16 protein-coding genes are annotated in these 16,636 nt (G+C 63.8%); 7 read left to right on the top strand and 9 right to left on the bottom strand.

The annotated features are described in order from the left end of the window. Window positions 1–9: 9 nt before the first annotated feature. A complete protein-coding gene (fsa, locus tag GY791_13805) occupies window positions 10–666 on the bottom strand; it encodes a fructose-6-phosphate aldolase (GenBank protein ID MCP4329497.1) in 657 nt (218 codons plus the stop codon). An 80-nt stretch (window positions 667–746) separates the two neighbouring features. Between fsa and GY791_13800 the strand changes: the two genes are divergently transcribed. From GY791_13800 to GY791_13770, 7 genes are all read left to right on the top strand, one after another. Further along, the gene (locus tag GY791_13800) at window positions 747–2,957 is read left to right on the top strand and encodes a primosomal protein N' (GenBank protein ID MCP4329496.1); all 2,211 of its coding nucleotides are present in this window, start codon (window positions 747–749) and stop codon (window positions 2,955–2,957) included. A gap of 210 nt (window positions 2,958–3,167) precedes the next feature. Beyond that, on the top strand, window positions 3,168–3,728 hold the full coding sequence (locus tag GY791_13795; protein MCP4329495.1) for a F0F1 ATP synthase subunit delta: 561 nt from the start codon (window positions 3,168–3,170) through the stop codon (window positions 3,726–3,728). After that, entirely contained in the window at window positions 3,728–5,257 is a 1,530-nt protein-coding gene (locus tag GY791_13790) for a F0F1 ATP synthase subunit alpha (GenBank protein ID MCP4329494.1), read from the top strand. Before GY791_13795 ends, GY791_13790 begins: the two co-directional genes overlap by 1 nt. A gap of 36 nt (window positions 5,258–5,293) precedes the next feature. Beyond that, window positions 5,294–6,181, top strand: a complete 888-nt coding sequence (locus tag GY791_13785; protein ID MCP4329493.1) for a F0F1 ATP synthase subunit gamma — start codon at window positions 5,294–5,296, stop codon at window positions 6,179–6,181. Between the two features lie 47 nt (window positions 6,182–6,228). Next, on the top strand, window positions 6,229–7,653 hold the full coding sequence (gene atpD / locus GY791_13780) for a F0F1 ATP synthase subunit beta (GenBank protein MCP4329492.1): 1,425 nt from the start codon (window positions 6,229–6,231) through the stop codon (window positions 7,651–7,653). 11 nt (window positions 7,654–7,664) lie between these two features. Further along, a complete protein-coding gene (locus GY791_13775) occupies window positions 7,665–8,072 on the top strand; it encodes a F0F1 ATP synthase subunit epsilon (GenBank protein ID MCP4329491.1) in 408 nt (135 codons plus the stop codon). A gap of 145 nt (window positions 8,073–8,217) precedes the next feature. After that, window positions 8,218–9,036 (top strand): acyl-ACP desaturase, encoded by an 819-nt coding sequence (locus tag GY791_13770; GenBank protein MCP4329490.1) that lies wholly within the window; start codon window positions 8,218–8,220, stop codon window positions 9,034–9,036. Between the two features lie 39 nt (window positions 9,037–9,075). On the opposite strand, the gene GY791_13765 is transcribed toward GY791_13770, so the two are convergent. From GY791_13765 to GY791_13730, 8 genes are all read right to left on the bottom strand, one after another. Next, window positions 9,076–9,579 (bottom strand): RNA pyrophosphohydrolase, encoded by a 504-nt coding sequence (locus GY791_13765; protein ID MCP4329489.1) that lies wholly within the window; start codon window positions 9,577–9,579, stop codon window positions 9,076–9,078. A 47-nt stretch (window positions 9,580–9,626) separates the two neighbouring features. Continuing rightward, complete coding sequence (locus GY791_13760) at window positions 9,627–11,009, bottom strand: S41 family peptidase (protein ID MCP4329488.1); 1,383 nt, start codon at window positions 11,007–11,009, stop codon at window positions 9,627–9,629. Beyond that, a complete protein-coding gene (locus GY791_13755) occupies window positions 11,006–12,163 on the bottom strand; it encodes a peptidoglycan DD-metalloendopeptidase family protein (GenBank protein MCP4329487.1) in 1,158 nt (385 codons plus the stop codon). The genes GY791_13760 and GY791_13755 overlap by 4 nt, the downstream gene beginning before the upstream one ends. Before the next feature lie 13 nt (window positions 12,164–12,176). After that, window positions 12,177–13,751 carry a 2,3-bisphosphoglycerate-independent phosphoglycerate mutase gene (locus GY791_13750; GenBank protein ID MCP4329486.1) on the bottom strand — a complete coding sequence of 525 codons (1,575 nt, stop codon included), beginning with the start codon at window positions 13,749–13,751 and terminating at the stop codon, window positions 12,177–12,179. A 78-nt stretch (window positions 13,752–13,829) separates the two neighbouring features. Beyond that, window positions 13,830–14,288, bottom strand: a complete 459-nt coding sequence (rlmH, locus tag GY791_13745; GenBank protein ID MCP4329485.1) for a 23S rRNA (pseudouridine(1915)-N(3))-methyltransferase RlmH — start codon at window positions 14,286–14,288, stop codon at window positions 13,830–13,832. A gap of 34 nt (window positions 14,289–14,322) precedes the next feature. Further along, the gene (rsfS, locus tag GY791_13740; GenBank protein MCP4329484.1) at window positions 14,323–14,670 is read right to left on the bottom strand and encodes a ribosome silencing factor; all 348 of its coding nucleotides are present in this window, start codon (window positions 14,668–14,670) and stop codon (window positions 14,323–14,325) included. A 32-nt stretch (window positions 14,671–14,702) separates the two neighbouring features. After that, the gene (locus GY791_13735) at window positions 14,703–15,341 is read right to left on the bottom strand and encodes a nicotinate-nucleotide adenylyltransferase (GenBank protein ID MCP4329483.1); all 639 of its coding nucleotides are present in this window, start codon (window positions 15,339–15,341) and stop codon (window positions 14,703–14,705) included. Window positions 15,342–15,348: 7 nt separating this feature from the next. Next, window positions 15,349–16,632, bottom strand: coding sequence for a glutamate-5-semialdehyde dehydrogenase (locus GY791_13730; protein ID MCP4329482.1), 1,284 nt, complete (start codon window positions 16,630–16,632; stop codon window positions 15,349–15,351). Window positions 16,633–16,636: the final 4 nt, after the last annotated feature.

Below are 16,636 nucleotides of genomic sequence, written 5' to 3'. Positions count from 1 at the left end.
GCTCCCCGCTCACAGGATCGACTGACCGGATTTCTCCCAGTCGGCAAGGAACGCGGCCAGACCTTTGTCGGTCAAGGGATGGTTGAACAGCTTGCGCATGACATCGGGTGGCACGGTCGCGACATGCGCGCCCATCTTCGCCGCCTCGACGACATGAATCGGATGACGGACGGAGGCGACCAGCACCTCGGTTTGGAAGTAGGGGTAGTTCTCATAGATCTGAACGATATCGGCGATCAGTTGCATGCCGTCGGTCGCCACGTCATCAAGCCGGCCAACGAATGGCGAAATGAAACTGGCGCCGGCCTTGGCGGCCAAAATCGCCTGCGCCGCGGAGAAACAAAGGGTCACGTTGACCATGATGCCATCCGACGATAACGCCTTGCAGGTTTTCAGCCCATCCGGGGTCAGCGGCACCTTGACCGCGATGTTGTCGGCGCGCGCGGCCAGTTTGCGGCCTTCCCGCAGCATCGTTTCGTGATCGGTCGCCGTTACTTCGGCGCTGACCGGTCCATCGACGACCTCGCAGATTTCCTTCAGGACGTCGAAAAAATCACGCCCCGTCTTGGCCACCAGGGAGGGGTTGGTGGTGACGCCGTCAAGCAAGCCGGTCGCGGCGAGGTCGCGAATTTCGTCAAGATCGGCGGTGTCGACAAAAAACTTCATGAACCTATCCTTTCCCCCATCGACAGGGCCCGCTACGGCATCGTTGGCCGCCGCGGAAATCCTTCTTTAGTGTATAGCCCATGGCGAATCGGGATACCAGGAACACGGAAACATTCGGCGCCGGGGCGCGGGTCCAGGTGATGTTGCCGCTGCCGATCGCGGGCCCCTACGACTATCGGGTGCCGGCCGACTTGACGGTCGGGTCCGGCAGCTTCGTCGAGGTCCCTCTGGGCAGCCGCCGGGCGAATGGCGTGGTCTGGGGTCCGGGCGGTCACGATATCGAAGAGACCAGGCTGAAGGACATCGAAGCGGTTCTCGACGTACCGCCGATGCCGGCCGCCATGCGCGCCTTCGTCGATTGGGTTGCCGATTACACCCTGTACAACCCCGGCGCGGTTTTGCGCATGGCGATGAGCGTGCCCGACGCGCTGCATCCGCCGCGCCCGAAGACCGTCTTCGCGCGATCCGCCCAAACGCCGGGCGACGGATTCAGAATGACGCCGGCGCGGCAACGGGTCCTCGAGGAGGCGGCCGACGGCCCCCCGCGCAGTGCCGCCGATCTCGCCCGCGCCGCCGGCGTCGGCACCTCCGTGGTCAAGGGGCTGGCGGCGGCGGGTCTATTGGATGTGGGCCAGGCCACATTCGGCCCGCGCTGGCCGGTTCCCGATCCGAAATGGCCCGGCCCGGAGCTGTCGGTCGAGCAGGGTGGCGCGGCGGCACGCCTCGTCGCCAGCGTCGGGGCCGCCCGGTTCGCCGTTTCGGTACTCGACGGGGTCACCGGATCGGGCAAGACCGAAGTCTACTTCGAGGCCATCGCCGCCGCTCTCGAGGCCGGCGGCCAGGTGCTCGTGCTGTTGCCGGAAATCGCGCTCAGCGCGCAATGGCTGGCGCGTTTCGAGGACCGCTTCGGCGCGCGGCCGGCCGAATGGCATTCGGACCTCACCCAGGCGACCCGACGCGCCGCCTGGCGCGCGGTCGCCGACGGCACGATTCGCCTCGTCGTCGGCGCGCGATCGGCCCTGTTCCTGCCCTTCGAAAATCTCGGACTGATCGTCGTCGACGAAGAGCATGATGCGTCCTACAAGCAGGAGGAAGGCGTCGTCTACCACGCCCGCGATATGGCGGTGGTGCGCGCGCAGCTCGGCGAGTGCCCGATCGTACTGGTCTCGGCGACGCCGTCGCTGGAGACGATGACCAACGTCCAGCGCGGGCGCTACGGCTACCTTCACCTGCCTCACCGTCACGGCACAGCATCGCTACCGGATATCTCAGCCGTCGATCTTCGTGCCGATCCGCCGCCGCGACAAGCGTGGCTGTCGCCGCCGCTGCGGGAAGCGCTGTGCGAGGTGCTGGGCGCCGGCGAACAGGCCATGCTGTTCCTGAACCGCCGCGGCTATGCGCCGCTGACCCTGTGCCGCCACTGCGGCCACCGCCTGCACTGTCCGCGCTGCACCGCGTGGCTCGTCGAGCATCGCCTATCGCGGCGGCTGCAATGCCACCATTGCGGCTATGGCGCGGTCCTGCCCGGCAGTTGCCCCGAATGCGGCGCCGCGGACAGCTTCGCCGCCTGTGGCCCCGGCGTCGAGCGCATCGCCGAGGAGGCGGCGGCGCTCCTACCCGAGGCCCGCATCGCTGTTGTCGCGAGCGATACCGTTCGTGGTCCCGCCGCCGCCGCAGAGGTGATCCGCCGCATCGTCGACCACGAAATCGACCTGTTGATCGGGACCCAGATCATCGCCAAAGGCCACCATTTTCCGATGCTGACCCTGGTCGGCGTCGTCGATGCCGATCTCGGCCTGTCCGGTGGCGACCTGCGCGCCGCCGAACGGACCTTTCAGCTGCTCTACCAGGTCGCCGGCCGGGCCGGCCGCGCCGAACGCCCGGGCCGCGTGCTGCTGCAGACCTTCCAGCCCCACCACCCGGTCATCGAAGGCTTGCTCAGCGGCGATCGCGATCGCTTTCTCGAGGCCGAGGCGGCTGACCGCAAGGCGCGCCACTGGCCGCCCTATGGCCGGTTGGCGGCGGTTGTGGTCAGCGGTCGCGACGTCGGCCGGGTCGAAGCGGTGGCGGCGGGGCTCGGCCGGGTGGCGCCATCTGGTGACGGCATCGAGACCCTGGGGCCGGCGCCGGCGCCGCTGTCGTTATTGCGCGGCCGTCACCGGCGCCGCCTGCTGGTGCGGACCAGATTGGATATCGATATTCAGGGCTTGATGCGCCACTGGTTGGGTCAGATCAAGGTGCCGGGCGGCGTCCGCCTGCATGTCGACATCGGCCCCTACAGCTTTCTGTGACGGCACCGCGCGGCGTCGATTCGCCGCAGGAAAAGGGCGGTTTTCGGCGCGTTGCGGAAGGGGGACTCGGCTTGCATGGGGGAGATGAGTATGATACCTAGACGCGCGTTTTGGGGGCGGCCCGCGCCGCCCCGCTCGTGTTTGCGCTATACTCTTTGAATTCAATGAGTTAGCGGCTTCCGACAAAGGCCAAAAAAGGGGAACGCCAGGGTGGCATCCGACGTGACAGGCGTATCTGGGATCGCGGGACGCTATGCGACCGCGCTCTACGACCTCGCCGACGAGCGTAAACTGCTCGATGCGGTGAAGTCGGACCTCGACAGTGTCGGCCAGCTGATCACGGATAGCGCCGATCTCCGCCTTCTCATCCGGTCCCCGGTCTTCACCCGCGTCCAGCAGGCTCAGGCAATCGCCGCGGTCCTCGAGCTGGCGGGCATTTCGGATCTGGTGCGGCGATTCGTCGCCGTGGTCGCCGAAAATCGCCGTCTTTTCACCCTGCCGGCGATGATCTCGGCCTACCGCGCCTTGCTTGCGGAGCGCCGTGGTGAGGTCACCGCCGAGGTGACGTCGGCGGTGCCGCTGACGGAGGCGCAATTGGCCTCGATCGACGATGTCCTGCGCCGTTCGGTCGGCGGCAAGGTGGCGATGAATACGCGCGTCGACCCCGACATTATTGGCGGGCTTATCGTCAAGGTCGGGTCGCGCATGATCGACAATTCTCTCAAGACCAAATTGCAGCGTCTCCAGCTTACAATGAAAGGGGTTAGCTGATGGAAATCCGCGCCGCCGAAATCTCCGCGATTCTGAAGGAACAGATCGCCGGGTTTGACAAGGAAGCCGATGTCGCCGAGGTCGGCCAAGTGTTGTCCGTCGGCGACGGCATCGCCCGCGTCTATGGCCTCGACAAGGTTCGCGCCGGCGAGATGGTCGAGTTCGCGGACGGCACCAGGGGCATGGCGCTCAACCTCGAAACCGACAACGTCGGTATCGTCATCTTCGGCGACGACCGTAATATTGGGGAAGGCGATTTGGTCAAGCGCACCGGCGCCATCGTCGAGGTGCCGACCGGACGAGCCTTGCTCGGCCGCGTCGTCGATGCCCTCGGCAACCCGATCGACGGCAAGGGTCCGCTCGGCGAGGTCGAGATCAAACGGGTCGAAGTCAAGGCCCCCGGAATCATTCCGCGTCAGTCGGTCCACGAGCCGATGCAGACCGGCCTCAAGGCCATCGACGCCCTGATCCCAGTCGGTCGCGGGCAGCGCGAATTGATCATCGGCGACCGTCAGACCGGCAAGACTGCGATCGCCATCGATACGTTCCTCAATCAGAAATCGATCAATGTCGGCGACGACGAATCGAAGAAGCTTTATTGCATCTATGTCGCCATCGGCCAAAAGCGCTCGACGGTGGCGCAGATCGTCAAGACACTCGAGGACAACGGGGCGATGGAATACTCGGTGGTCATCGCGGCCACCGCTTCCGAGCCCGCGCCGCTGCAATTCCTGGCCCCCTACACGGGCTGCACGATCGGCGAGTATTTCCGCGACAACGGCATGCATGCGGTGATCGTCTACGACGATCTGTCGAAGCAGGCGGTCGCCTATCGTCAGATGTCGCTGTTGCTGCGCCGGCCGCCGGGACGCGAGGCCTATCCCGGCGACGTCTTCTATCTCCATTCCCGGTTGCTCGAACGGGCCGCCAAGATGAACAAGGATTTCGGCAGCGGCTCCCTGACCGCGCTGCCTATCATCGAGACTCAGGCCAACGATGTTTCCGCCTACATCCCGACCAACGTGATTTCGATCACCGACGGCCAGATCTTCCTCGAGACCGATTTGTTCTTCTCCGGTGTCCGCCCGGCCCTGAATGTCGGCCTTTCGGTGAGCCGCGTCGGCTCGGCCGCGCAGGTCAAATCGATGAAACAGGTCGCCGGCAAGATCAAGCTGGAGCTCGCGCAATACCGCGAAATGGCGGCCTTCGCGCAGTTCGCCTCGGATCTCGACGCGGCGACACAGCGGCTCCTGAGCCGCGGCGCGCGGCTGACCGAGGTTCTCAAGCAGGATCAGTATTCGCCGCTGCCGGTCGAGGAACAGGTGGTCGTTATCTATGCCGGCGTGAACGGCTATCTCGACAACATCGAGATCGCGGGCATCGTCGACTACGAACAGGCGCTGCTGCGCGAGGTACGGGCGAGCGGCCAGGATCTGTTGAAGGCAATCCGCGACGCTGGGGAACTGAGTGACGAGACCGAGGGCAAGCTCAAGGACTTCATCGACGCGTTCACGAAGAACTACGTCTAGACCCGCGATCGTTTCGAAAAGCCGGTAGCAGCGCCCATGGCCAGCCTCAAAGACCTCCGTATTCGGATCAATAGCGTCACTTCGACGCGCAAGATCACGTCGGCCATGAAAATGGTCGCCGGCGCGAAGCTGCGCCGGGCCCAGGAGCACGCCGAGGCGGCGCGGCCCTATGCTGAGCGCATGGAAACCGTTCTGAGCTCGTTGGCGGCCAGCGCCAAAGACAAGCCGGAAGCGCCGCCGCTGTTGATCGGCACCGGCAAGGAAGATGTTCACCTGATTATTGTTGCGACCTCCGACCGCGGTCTGTGCGGCGGCTTCAACTCGTCCATCGTCCGCGGGGTGCGGCAGAAGATCCGGCAGCTCGAGATCGACGGCAAGACAGTCAAGCTGTTCTGCGTCGGCCGCAAGGGCCGCGACATCCTGCGCCGCGAATACGGTGGCCTGATCGTCGAAGCGATCTCCGATATCGGACGCCCGCGACTGACCTTCGACGACGCGCTCAATATTTTCGGGCGCATCCAGACGTTGTTCGAAGCCGGCGAGATCGATGTGTGCAGCATCTTCTACAACCGCTTTAAGTCGGCGATCAGTCAGTTCGTGACCGACCAACAGCTGATCCCGTTCCCGGCTCCTGAGGCCGAAGAGGACGCGGCGGCCGCAGGGCCGCAGGCGATCTATGAATACGAGCCCGAAGAAGAAGAAATACTCGTTGAACTGCTGCCGCACAATCTTTCGACGCAGATCTTCCGCGCCCTGCTCGAGAACAACGCCAGCGAGCAAGGCGCCCGCATGACGGCGATGGACAATGCGACGCGCAACGCCGGTGACATGATCGACCGGCTGACACTGCAATACAATCGCACGCGGCAGGCTCAGATCACGAAGGAGCTAATCGAGATCATCTCTGGCGCCGAGGCGATCTAGACAAACCACTTGGAAACGGAAGGCCGATTTCCGGTTAGGAGCAGGACATGGCGAAGAATATCGTAGGTCAGATTTCGCAGGTGACGGGCGCCGTCGTGGACGTCCATTTCGATGGTGATCTGCCGAAGATCCTGAATGCGCTGCACGTCGACAACGACGGCCAGTTGCTGGTCTTGGAAGTGGCGCAGCACCTCGGCGAATCGACGGTTCGCACGATTGCGATGGACACCACGGAGGGCTTGGTGCGCGGGACGGAGGTGACCGATACGGGCCTGCCGATCCAGGTTCCGGTCGGTCCCGAGACGCTGGGACGCATTCTCAACGTCATCGGCGAGCCGGTCGACGAGCGCGGCCCGGTCAACGCCAAGATGAAGCTACCGATCCACCGCGACGCGCCGAAACTCACCGACCAGTCGACCGAGGCCGAGATTCTGGTCACCGGAATCAAGGTCGTGGATCTCCTGGCGCCCTATGCGAAGGGCGGCAAGATTGGCCTGTTCGGCGGCGCCGGGGTCGGCAAGACCGTCATCATCATGGAGTTGATCAACAACATCGCCAAGGCTCACGGCGGCTATTCGGTGTTCGCCGGTGTCGGCGAACGGACGCGTGAGGGCAACGACCTCTATCACGAGATGATCGAATCTGGCGTTATCAACCTCGACGGCGAGGGCTCGAAGGCGGCGCTCGTCTATGGCCAGATGAACGAGCCCCCGGGGGCCCGCGCCCGGGTCGGCCTGTCCGGCCTGACCCTGGCCGAGTACTTTCGCGATGAAGAGGGCCAGGATGTCCTGCTCTTCATCGACAACATTTTCCGATTCACCCAGGCCGGTTCCGAGGTTTCGGCCCTGCTCGGCCGAATCCCATCGGCGGTCGGATACCAGCCCACCCTGGCGACCGACATGGGTATTCTGCAGGAACGGATCACGACCACTCAGAAGGGGTCGATCACCTCGGTCCAGGCTATCTATGTGCCGGCCGACGATCTGACCGACCCGGCACCGGCAACCTCGTTTTCGCATCTTGATGCGACCACGGTGCTGTCACGGCAGATCGCGGAGCTCGGCATCTACCCGGCGGTCGATCCCCTCGATTCGACGTCGCGCATGCTCGATCCGCGGGTTGTCGGCGATGAGCATTACGCGTGCGCCCGCGATGTCCAGGTCGTCCTCCAGCGTTACAAGGCGCTCCAGGATATCATCGCCATTCTCGGCATGGACGAACTGTCGGAAGAGGACAAGCTGATCGTCGCTCGGGCCCGAAAGATGCAACGCTTCCTGTCCCAGCCGTTCCATGTCGCCGAGGTCTTCACCGGCTTCCCCGGCGTGTTCGTCAACTTGGAAGACACGATCCAGGGCTTTCGCGCGATTGTCGAAGGGGAATACGACGACCTCCCCGAATCGGCGTTCTATATGGTCGGCACCATTCAGGAAGCGATCGACAAGGCGAAGCGCATCGCGGCCGAGGCGGCGTAGCGGAGGCGAATGTGGCCGACAAGGTATCCTTCGAACTCGTGTCGCCGGCCCGGCTCCTCATGTCGGAGGAGGTCGATATGGTGGTCATTCCCGGCGCCGAAGGCGATTTCGGCGTACTGCCGGAACATGCCCCCTTGGTGTCCTCGATACGGCCCGGGATCATCAATGTCTATCAGGGCAACGACGTGGTCCAACGGATTTTCGTCGCCGGCGGCTTTGCCGAGGTGACGCCGGAGCGGTGCACGGTTTTGGCCGAGGAGGCGGTGGCGATCGAGGACATCGAGATTGCGCCGGTGGAAGAGGACCTCAGCCACGCCCGGGACGACCTCAAGGATGCCACCGAGGAGGCCGAAACCCGCGCCGTAGAGCGCCGGATCGCCATTGGCGAAGCAAAGATTGCGGCCGCCCAAAGCCGCTAGTTGTGAGCGCCTAGAGCCGTGGAAATAGCTCGCGAATCGCATTTTAATTGTTACCTAGGGTAGGGGTCCTTTCGGCGCGTGCGCTGGTCCTGTTGACAGTGTGGGTTAAGCCGGTCGCCAAACGAGCAAAAGGGGCAGGTAGGGCATGAAGTATTGGACCTTGGAGGACATCGATTGGGAGCGGTTCGATGCGTCTAAGGTCGACTCCGACCTGTTGAAGGTCGTCAAGGCCGCGAGCTTGGTCGAGTACAACGGCGGCGATTACGCAACCTACCTCTGCAACGTCTTCCACGACGACGCGGATTTCAAACAAGCAGTCATTGCCTGGGCCGAGGAAGAGGTGCAGCACGGGCGCGCGCTTGGACGCTGGGCCGAATTGGCCGATCCGGATTTCGATTTCGAAGCCAGATTCAGGCGATTCACCGATGGCTATCGGCTGCCGCTCGACGCGACGGCGTCGGTCCGCGGCACGCGCGCCGGCGAATTGGTCGCTCGTTGCATTGTCGAGACCGGCACCAGCTCCTACTACACGGCGCTGGCCGAGGCCGCCGAAGAGCCGGTGCTGAACCAGCTCTGCAAGAACATCGCCGGCGACGAGTTCCGTCATTACAAGCTGTTCTACACCCACATGAACCGGTACCTCGAACGCGACCGTATCGGACGTCTGCGCCGCCTTATGGTCGTTCTGGGGCGGATCAACGAATCCGAGGACGACGAACTGGCCTACGCCTACTACGCCGCCAACGCCGGCCCCGACGAGCCCTATGAGCGGCGGCGCTATACCCGCGCCCACGCTCGCCGCGTCTATCGCGTCTATCGCAAGCAGCACTTGGAGCGGATGGTGTCGATGAGCTTCAAGGCCGCCGGCATCCGGCGCCGGGAACCGGTGGCGCAGGCCCTGGCCGGGCTCAGCTATCGCATTGTGAGCGCCCGCGTCGCGCGGCTCGAACGGGCCGACGCCTGATCGCCTGGCGTACCGGCGGCCAATTGGCGCCGATCCAATTCATTTCCCGCCTACGGCACCGCGGCACTCGTTGACGATCGGTTGGAACTCCGCGACCACTTGGCGGTAGACCTTACGTTTGAAAGGGACGATCAGCGTCGTTAGCTGCTCCAACGGCGCCCATTTCCAGGCCACGAATTCGGGGTGCTCGGTTTCGATTTGGATGTCGGCGTCGGAGCCTTTGAATTTCGCCAGGACCCACTTCTGCTCCTGTCCGCGGTAGCGGCCCCCCCACGCCTTGCCGATCAAGTCATCGGGGAGGTCATAGGCGTACCATTCGGTGGTTTCGGCGAGAATCTCGGCCTTGACCGTTCCAATCTCTTCCCGCAACTCGCGAAGCGCCGCCTGCGCCGGCGTCTCGCCGTCGTCGATGCCGCCTTGAGGCATTTGCCAGGAATCGCCCGGCAGGTCGCGACGTTGGGCGACCAACACGTGCCCCGTATCATTGACCAGCATGATTCCGACGCACGACCGATAGGGTAGTGAATCCTTGTTCGGCGTCATTGCGCGGTCGCGGCGGCCGGCGTCAATCGATGGCTCGGATCGCCCACCTACTGAACATTGGCCGCACGGAACAGTTGGAGGCCCCTGATCAGGTCGATCGCGCGGGAGAGCTGGTAGTCTTCGATGAAAGCGTCGTCGTCGTCGGTCTCGGCCGCTTTGTCGCTGCCATCGTCGGCGTCTTCGCTCGCACCCGCGTCCGCGTCGTCCCCGGTTTCCCCGGTTTCGTCCTTGGCCGCCTCGTCATCGTGTTCCACGCCTTCGCCATTTGCGCCGGGGTTTTCAAGGCGCCCGCGCAAATCCTCCTCGCGCCGCGTCGCCGCCGTATCGACGCGCTCGATACGCGCGCGCTCGATGGTGATGTCGGGGACGATGCCGGTCGCCTGGATCGACGTTCCCGAGGGTGTGTAATAACGCGCCGTGGTCAGGCGCATGGCACCGTGGGAGCCGAGCGGCACGATGGTCTGAACCGAGCCCTTGCCGAAGGAACGCGTGCCGAGAACGATCGCGCGGCCATGGTCCTGGAGGGCGCCGGCCACGATCTCCGACGCCGATGCCGAGCCCCCGTTGATCAGGACGACCATCGGCAGGCCGTGCGCCAGATCTCCTTCATCCGCGTTGTAGCGCTGAATATCTTCGCTTAGCCGGCCGCGGGTCGAGACGATTTCTCCCTTGTCGATAAAAGCGTCGGAAACCTCGATCGCCTGATCGAGCAATCCGCCCGGGTTGTTGCGCAGATCCAGAACGATACCCGCTATATCCTCGCCGAGTTCTTCGTCCAATTCTTCCAGCGCCTCGCTGAGGCCGTCGTCGGCGTGCTCGTTGAAGGCGGTAATCCGGATATATCCGACATTGCCCTCGGCGCGGCTGCGCACCGATTCGATAGTGATCACCGCCCGCGTTATCGTCAGATCGAAGGGCTCCTCGCCCTCGCGGCGGATCGTGACCGTAAGGTCGGTTCCGACCGGGCCGCGCATTTTCTCGACCGCCTCGCTCAAGCTGAGGCCGAGAACCGATTCGCCTTCCAAGTGGGTTATGAAATCACCGGGCTGGACCCCGGCCTGGGCCGCCGGCGTGTCATCGAGCGGCGAGACGACCTTGACGAATCCACTGTCGAGCGTGACCTCGATCCCGAGGCCACCGAACTCGCCCTTGGTCTGGACTTGCATTTCCTCGAAATTCTTTGCGTCCATATAGCTCGAATGAGGGTCCAGCGATTGCAGCATGCCATTGATGGCCGACTTCACCAGCTCCTCGTCGGTGACTTCCTCGACATAGTCGGAGCGCACCCGCTCGAACACGTCGCCGAACAGGTTGAGCTGGCGATAGGTGTCGGCGCCGTCTTCCTGGGCGTCGCTGGCGGCGACGTGAAATACGACGATTAAGGCAATCCATACGGCGCTTGTCGCCGCGATCCACTTGTGACGCATCATCCGTTTTCCTTGCGCTTGAGCACGATTAGCCAGGGCGAGGGGTTGATCGGTTGCCCGTCCCGGCGAAGTTCAACATAAAGATTCGGCTTTTCATTGTCGGAACGGCCCATGGTTCCCACCGGCTCTCCGGCGAGCACCCATTGTCCGACTCCGCCGACGATACGGTCGAATCCTGCCAAAAGACTATGATATCCGTCGCTGTGTTCAATGATCAAGATGAGCCCATAGTCGCGAAACGGTCCGGCATAGACGATTTCGCCATCGAACGGTGCGACCACCTGGGCCCCGGCGCGGGTTTCGATCCTGATTCCCCGACTGGTTCTGTCATAGGGAATTTCCGCGCCATAGTGCTGAATTATCCGGCCGTGAACCGGCAGATCGATGCGGCCGCGCGCGCCGGCAAAGCTGCGGATAGCGGGCGCCGGAGCACGGGCCGGCTTGAGCGAAGGGGTCTCCGGCGCCGCCGCGTCGAGCTCGCGGAGGAAAGCGCTCAGATCCTTTGCCTTTTTCGCCAGCGCCGCGTTGCGCTCGGCGAGTTTCCTGGCCCGCCCCAGTGTGGCGGCGCGAAGCGTGCCGATTTCCGTCAGCAGCCGCTCGATTCCCAGTCGTTCCGCCTCCTGCGTGGCCAACCGATCGCGGTGGCTCTCCCGGGTTTCGGCGATCTCGGCGCGGACGAGATTAAGCTCGGCAAGCTGCGCCGCGAGCTCACCGGCTTGCGTCTGCAGAACCGGCACGATCGCCCGCAACAGTAGGCCGCTTCGCAGCGTTTCGGTCGGCGACAGGCGAACGGCAACCAGCGAATCGGGAGGATGCAGGCCGAGACGCTGCAACGCCATCAGCGCCTCGCTGACCTGGGCGTGGCGTGCGGCGAGCCGCTCCGAAAGCTGGCTTTCCTGGTCGATCAATATGGCCTGCCTGGCTTCGATATCATCGAGGGCCTGTTCCGCCTCCTGAACCCGTTGCGCCATGGCGACCGATTGCGCCCGCAGCGCGGTTATCCGGGCCTCGATCTTGTCGGTCTCCGCCTTCAGTTCGGCCGCCTGTCCACGGCCGGCGACGATGTCGCCCTCGACCTCGCGCAAGGATGACCGTTCGTCGGCGGCGGCGCCACCGGCGACGAACATGATCATTAGGACGGCAAGGAGCGGTTTCATGGCGATTCGATCATTAGGCGGCGGCTTCGGCCAAATTGCGGGAGCCGCTGGTGACCAGCAGCGAACGGCCCGACATCGCGGCCGGCTGGCCGATCGCCATCAGCGCGAGGACGGTCGGCGCAACATCGGCCAAACAGCCCGATTCGAGATTGACCACATCCGCGGGCCCGTTGACCAAGATGCACGGGACCGGGTTCCGGGAGTGGGCGGTATGGGGCTGGTTGCCGGCGTCATCGCGCATCATTTCCGCGTTGCCATGGTCAGCCGTGATGAGCAGGACGCCGCCCGCTCTTGCGATTGCCGCGTCAACCCGTCCAAGGCAGCCATCGACCGTCTCCACCGCAAGGATCGCGGCGTCGAGATTGCCGGTGTGCCCGACCATATCTGTATTGGCGTAGTTGACGACGATAAAATCGAATTGACCGCTGTCGATCGCGTCGATCAACCGGTCGGTGACTTCCGGTGCCGACATTTCCGGCTGAAGATCGTACGTCGCGACCTTCGGCGACGGCACCAGGATGCGCTGCTCGCCGTCGAACGGTGTCTCGCGGCCACCATTGAAGAAGAAGGTTACGTGGGCGTATTTTTCGGTTTCGGCAATGCGCAGCTGGGTGCGGCCGTTGTCGGCGACGATCTGCCCCAGCGTGTCGACAGGTTGCTGGGCGGGGAACACCGCACCGAGGAACCGGTTGAGCGCCTCCGAATATCCGACCATGCCGACAGCGTTGGAGAAAGCCGTCACCTGCGCCCGCGGGAAGGCGTCGAAATTCGGATCGAGGAGTGCGGTCAGGAGTTGGCGAACCCGATCGGCCCTGAAATTCGCCATGACGATACCGTCGCCGTCGTCGCACCCGGCGTAATCGCCGATCACCGTCGGTTCGACGAATTCATCTCCACGGCCGGCATCGTAGGCCGCCGCGATCGCCGCAATGGGGTCGTCGGCATGGGCGCCGGCGCCCGCAACGATGGCCTCATAGGCCGGTGCCACTCGGTCCCAACGACTATCCCGATCCATGGCGTAGTAACGGCCACAAATTGTGGCGATCCTAAGACCATCGAGGTCCGAAGTATCGTCGATGAACCGGCGCAAAAATTCAGCCGCGCTGCGCGGCGGGGTATCGCGGCCATCGAGAATCGCATGGACGCGGACCGGGATTTCGGCATCGCAAAGAATCCGCGCCAGTTCGGTAATATGGCCCTGGTGCGAGTGAACGCCGCCCGGCGACATCAGGCCGATCAGGTGAACCGTTCCGGCGCATCGCTTCATCCGCTCGGCGAACGTTGCCAGGACCGTATTTCGGGCGAGGCTGCCATCGGCGATGGCGACGTCGATCCTCGGCAGATCCTGAAGCACGACGCGCCCCGCTCCCAGATTCATATGGCCGACTTCGGAATTGCCCATTTGGCCGGTCGGCAAACCGACCTGCTCGGCCGACGCATCGAGCTGGGAATGGGGGCAAGACGCCACAAACCGGTCCCAGACCGGCGTGCGGGCGAGCGCGATCGCGTTGTCGGCGGTCGCCGATCTTTCGCCCCAACCGTCAAGGACACACAGAACGGCGGGCCATTGTGGACTGGCAGTGTTCATCGTGCCCGTTATATAGGCCGTTTTACCAACCGGCGGTACCCCATGCGGAACCGATTTCCAAGCGCCTCGGAAGCCTATTCAATCGCGGTGATAGGGATGGTTGGCGAGGATTTGCTGGGCGCGATAGAGCTGCTCGGCGAGCAGGGCGCGAACCAGGAGATGGGGCCACGTCGCCTTGCCGAAGGACAGCACGAGATCGGCGCGGCGGCGAATCCGATCGTCGAGCCCATCGGCTCCGCCGACGGCGAAGGCGATGTCGCGTTGTCCGTTATCCCGCCACTGACCGATCCGCTGCGCGAAAGCGCTGCTGGTCAGAGCCTGGCCGGTTTCATCGAGGGCCACGGTAATTGCCGCCTCGGGCAGCGCGGCAAGCAAGAGGCCGCATTCTCTTTGGCGCCGCGCCTTGCTTGTGCCGCCGCGCCGATCCTCGACCTCGCGCGCAGTCACGGTCCAGGTCAAGCGGCCGATATAGTGTTCGTAGAGTGTCTTTTCCGGGCCTGAGCGCAAGCGCCCGACCGCTGTGATCAGGATCCGCATTCGGGATTAGCCTCGGGACGACGGAAGAATGGTGCTAGGCCATCGCTTCGGTCACCCGCTCCGGCTCCGGTAGGGCCATGCCCCACATTTTTTCGAGGTTGTAGAAGGCACGCACCTCGGGCCGGAAGATATGCACGACGACATCCCCAGCATCGACCAGCACCCAGTCGCCTTGTTGCCTGCCCTCGGTGGAGACCAGGCGTCGCGCTTCGTGTTTCAATTTCTCGATGAGATGCTCGGCTATTGCGCCGACATGGCGCCGTGAACGCCCGCTGGCGATGATCATGTGATCGGCATAGTTGGTCTTGCCTTCGAGGTCGATGACGACAATGTCCTCTGCCTTGTCTTCATCGAGCGACTTTGTGACCACGTCGAGAAGCATATCGTCATCCGACGCGGACTTGTCGATATGGACTATGACTGTCTCCTCCTTTGGTTATCGTCCTCATCGCGCCGTGCGGCGCGTATTGCGGTGGCGGAGGCGGCATGCATCGGCCCGGCAATGAACGTCCATGCCGGCGGAAACCGATCAGCTAAGTAATGAGATGCTTCGGGTCGCAACCGATAATCCGCGTACCGTTGTGCCACCTTGCCAACCATCGCCCTCAAAGAATACGTGGGGCGCGCCAAAACCGCAACCGGGACGGTTGCCATGACGGTTTCCCAATGGTGCCAGTCCGGCAGTTGAATCAAATTGTCGGCACCCATCAGCCAGACGAAGCGGATTCGTGGCATGCGCAGACGCATGACGGTTAGGGTATCGGCGGTGAATCGGGTGCCGAGGTGCGCTTCGATGTCGGTGACGACGATCCGTCGATCGCTTCCGGCAACCGCCCACGCCTCGGCCATGCGGACCGCCATGGGCGCGGTCGCATCCGGCGGTTTCAGCGGATTCTGCGGCGAAACCATCCACCAGATCTGATCGAGATCGAGACGATGCAATGCGAGGCGGCTGATATGGAGATGGCCGCGATGAGCCGGATTGAACGAACCGCCGAGAATCCCGACCTTCCTGTCCGCGGTTCGCGCCGCCAAGTCGTAGACCGTATCCACGCCGGAATCAGGGTCGAATATGGCCGGTTCCACGCACGACGTATTTGAAGCTGGTCAATTGCTCGGCGCCAACCGGGCCGCGCGCATGAAGACGATCGGTGGAGATCCCGATCTCGGCGCCCATGCCGAACTCGCCGCCATCGGCGAATTGCGTGGAGGCATTGTGAAGGACGATGGCGCTGTCGACCTCGGCCAAGAAGCGCGCCGCGGCATCGGCGTCCTCGGTGACGATCGAATCGGTGTGATGGGAGCCATAGCGCTCGATATGGGCCAGCGCCCCATCGATGTCGTCGACGACGCGAATCGAGACGATGGCATCGAGATACTCGGTCGACCAATCTTCCTCCGACGCCGGACTGACGCGCGGGTCGCATTGTTGCACTTCGTTGTCGCCACGTACCGCGCACCCCGATTCGAACAATGCTTTAAGGATCGGCGACAGGTGCCGATCCACCGCACCGCGGTCGACCATAATTGTCTCGGCGGCGCCACAGATGCCGGTGCGGCGCATTTTGGCGTTTACGACGATATCGCGGGCCATTTCCGGGTCGGCCGCGGCATGGACATAGACGTGACACAGCCCTTCGAGATGGCCGATGATCGGAATACGGCTTTCCGCCGCAACACGCTCGATCAGGGATTTACCGCCGCGCGGCACGATGATGTCGATAACCCCACGCATGGTCAGCATTTCACCAACCGCGGCGCGGTCGGTCGTCGGCACCATTTGAATGGCCGTCTCGGGCAGGCCGGTTATCCGTAGTCCGTGCTGGAGGCAGGCGGCGATCGCGGTTGACGAATGAAAGCTCTCCGAACCGCCGCGCAGAATGGTCGCGTTGCCGGACTTGAGGCACAGGCTGCCGGCGTCGGCGGTTACGTTCGGACGCGATTCGTAAATGATGCCGATGACACCCAACGGCACACTGACCCGACTGATCACGAGGCCGTTGGGCCGCTGCCATTCGGCCAGCGTCCGGCCGACCGGGTCGGGCAGGTCGGCCACCGCCTCCAGCCCGTCCGCCATTGCCCCGATGCGGTCCGGGTCGAGCTTCAAGCGGTCGAGAAAGGCGGCGGTCGTACCGCGCGCTACGGCTGCGGAGACGTCCCTGGCATTGGCCGCCAGTATGACCTCGCGATCGCCGCGAACGGCTGTCGCCGCCGCACGCAACGCCTGCGACTTGGCCGCGGCGTCGGCACTCGACAACGCGCGTGCCGCGACGCGGGCGGCAGCGCCCAATCGGTGCATGATGTCGCGTATGTCGTCTCGGGTTTCGGCCTGAACCGCCGTCATCTTC

It is taken from the genome of Alphaproteobacteria bacterium (genome assembly GCA_024244705.1).
Taxonomy (GTDB): domain Bacteria; phylum Pseudomonadota; class Alphaproteobacteria; order JAAEOK01; family JAAEOK01; genus JAAEOK01.
This window is presented reverse-complemented; position numbering and strand designations above follow the sequence as displayed.

What these genes read in the sequence shown, in the direction of transcription:
- GY791_13785 (MCP4329493.1), top strand. Translation starts at nt 5,294, where the DNA reads ATGGCCAGCCTCAAAGACCTCCGTATTCGGATCAATAGCGTCACTTCG.
- GY791_13800 (MCP4329496.1), top strand. Translation starts at nt 747, where the DNA reads ATGGCGAATCGGGATACCAGGAACACGGAAACATTCGGCGCCGGGGCG.
- rsfS (MCP4329484.1), bottom strand. Translation starts at nt 14,670, where the DNA reads ATGCTTCTCGACGTGGTCACAAAGTCGCTCGATGAAGACAAGGCAGAG.
- GY791_13750 (MCP4329486.1), bottom strand. Translation starts at nt 13,751, where the DNA reads ATGAACACTGCCAGTCCACAATGGCCCGCCGTTCTGTGTGTCCTTGAC.
- fsa (MCP4329497.1), bottom strand. Translation starts at nt 666, where the DNA reads ATGAAGTTTTTTGTCGACACCGCCGATCTTGACGAAATTCGCGACCTC.
- GY791_13760 (MCP4329488.1), bottom strand. Translation starts at nt 11,009, where the DNA reads ATGATGCGTCACAAGTGGATCGCGGCGACAAGCGCCGTATGGATTGCC.
- GY791_13790 (MCP4329494.1), top strand. Translation starts at nt 3,728, where the DNA reads ATGGAAATCCGCGCCGCCGAAATCTCCGCGATTCTGAAGGAACAGATC.
- GY791_13765 (MCP4329489.1), bottom strand. Translation starts at nt 9,579, where the DNA reads ATGACGCCGAACAAGGATTCACTACCCTATCGGTCGTGCGTCGGAATC.
- atpD (MCP4329492.1), top strand. Translation starts at nt 6,229, where the DNA reads ATGGCGAAGAATATCGTAGGTCAGATTTCGCAGGTGACGGGCGCCGTC.
- GY791_13730 (MCP4329482.1), bottom strand. Translation starts at nt 16,632, where the DNA reads ATGACGGCGGTTCAGGCCGAAACCCGAGACGACATACGCGACATCATG.
- GY791_13770 (MCP4329490.1), top strand. Translation starts at nt 8,218, where the DNA reads ATGAAGTATTGGACCTTGGAGGACATCGATTGGGAGCGGTTCGATGCG.
- rlmH (MCP4329485.1), bottom strand. Translation starts at nt 14,288, where the DNA reads ATGCGGATCCTGATCACAGCGGTCGGGCGCTTGCGCTCAGGCCCGGAA.
- GY791_13755 (MCP4329487.1), bottom strand. Translation starts at nt 12,163, where the DNA reads ATGAAACCGCTCCTTGCCGTCCTAATGATCATGTTCGTCGCCGGTGGC.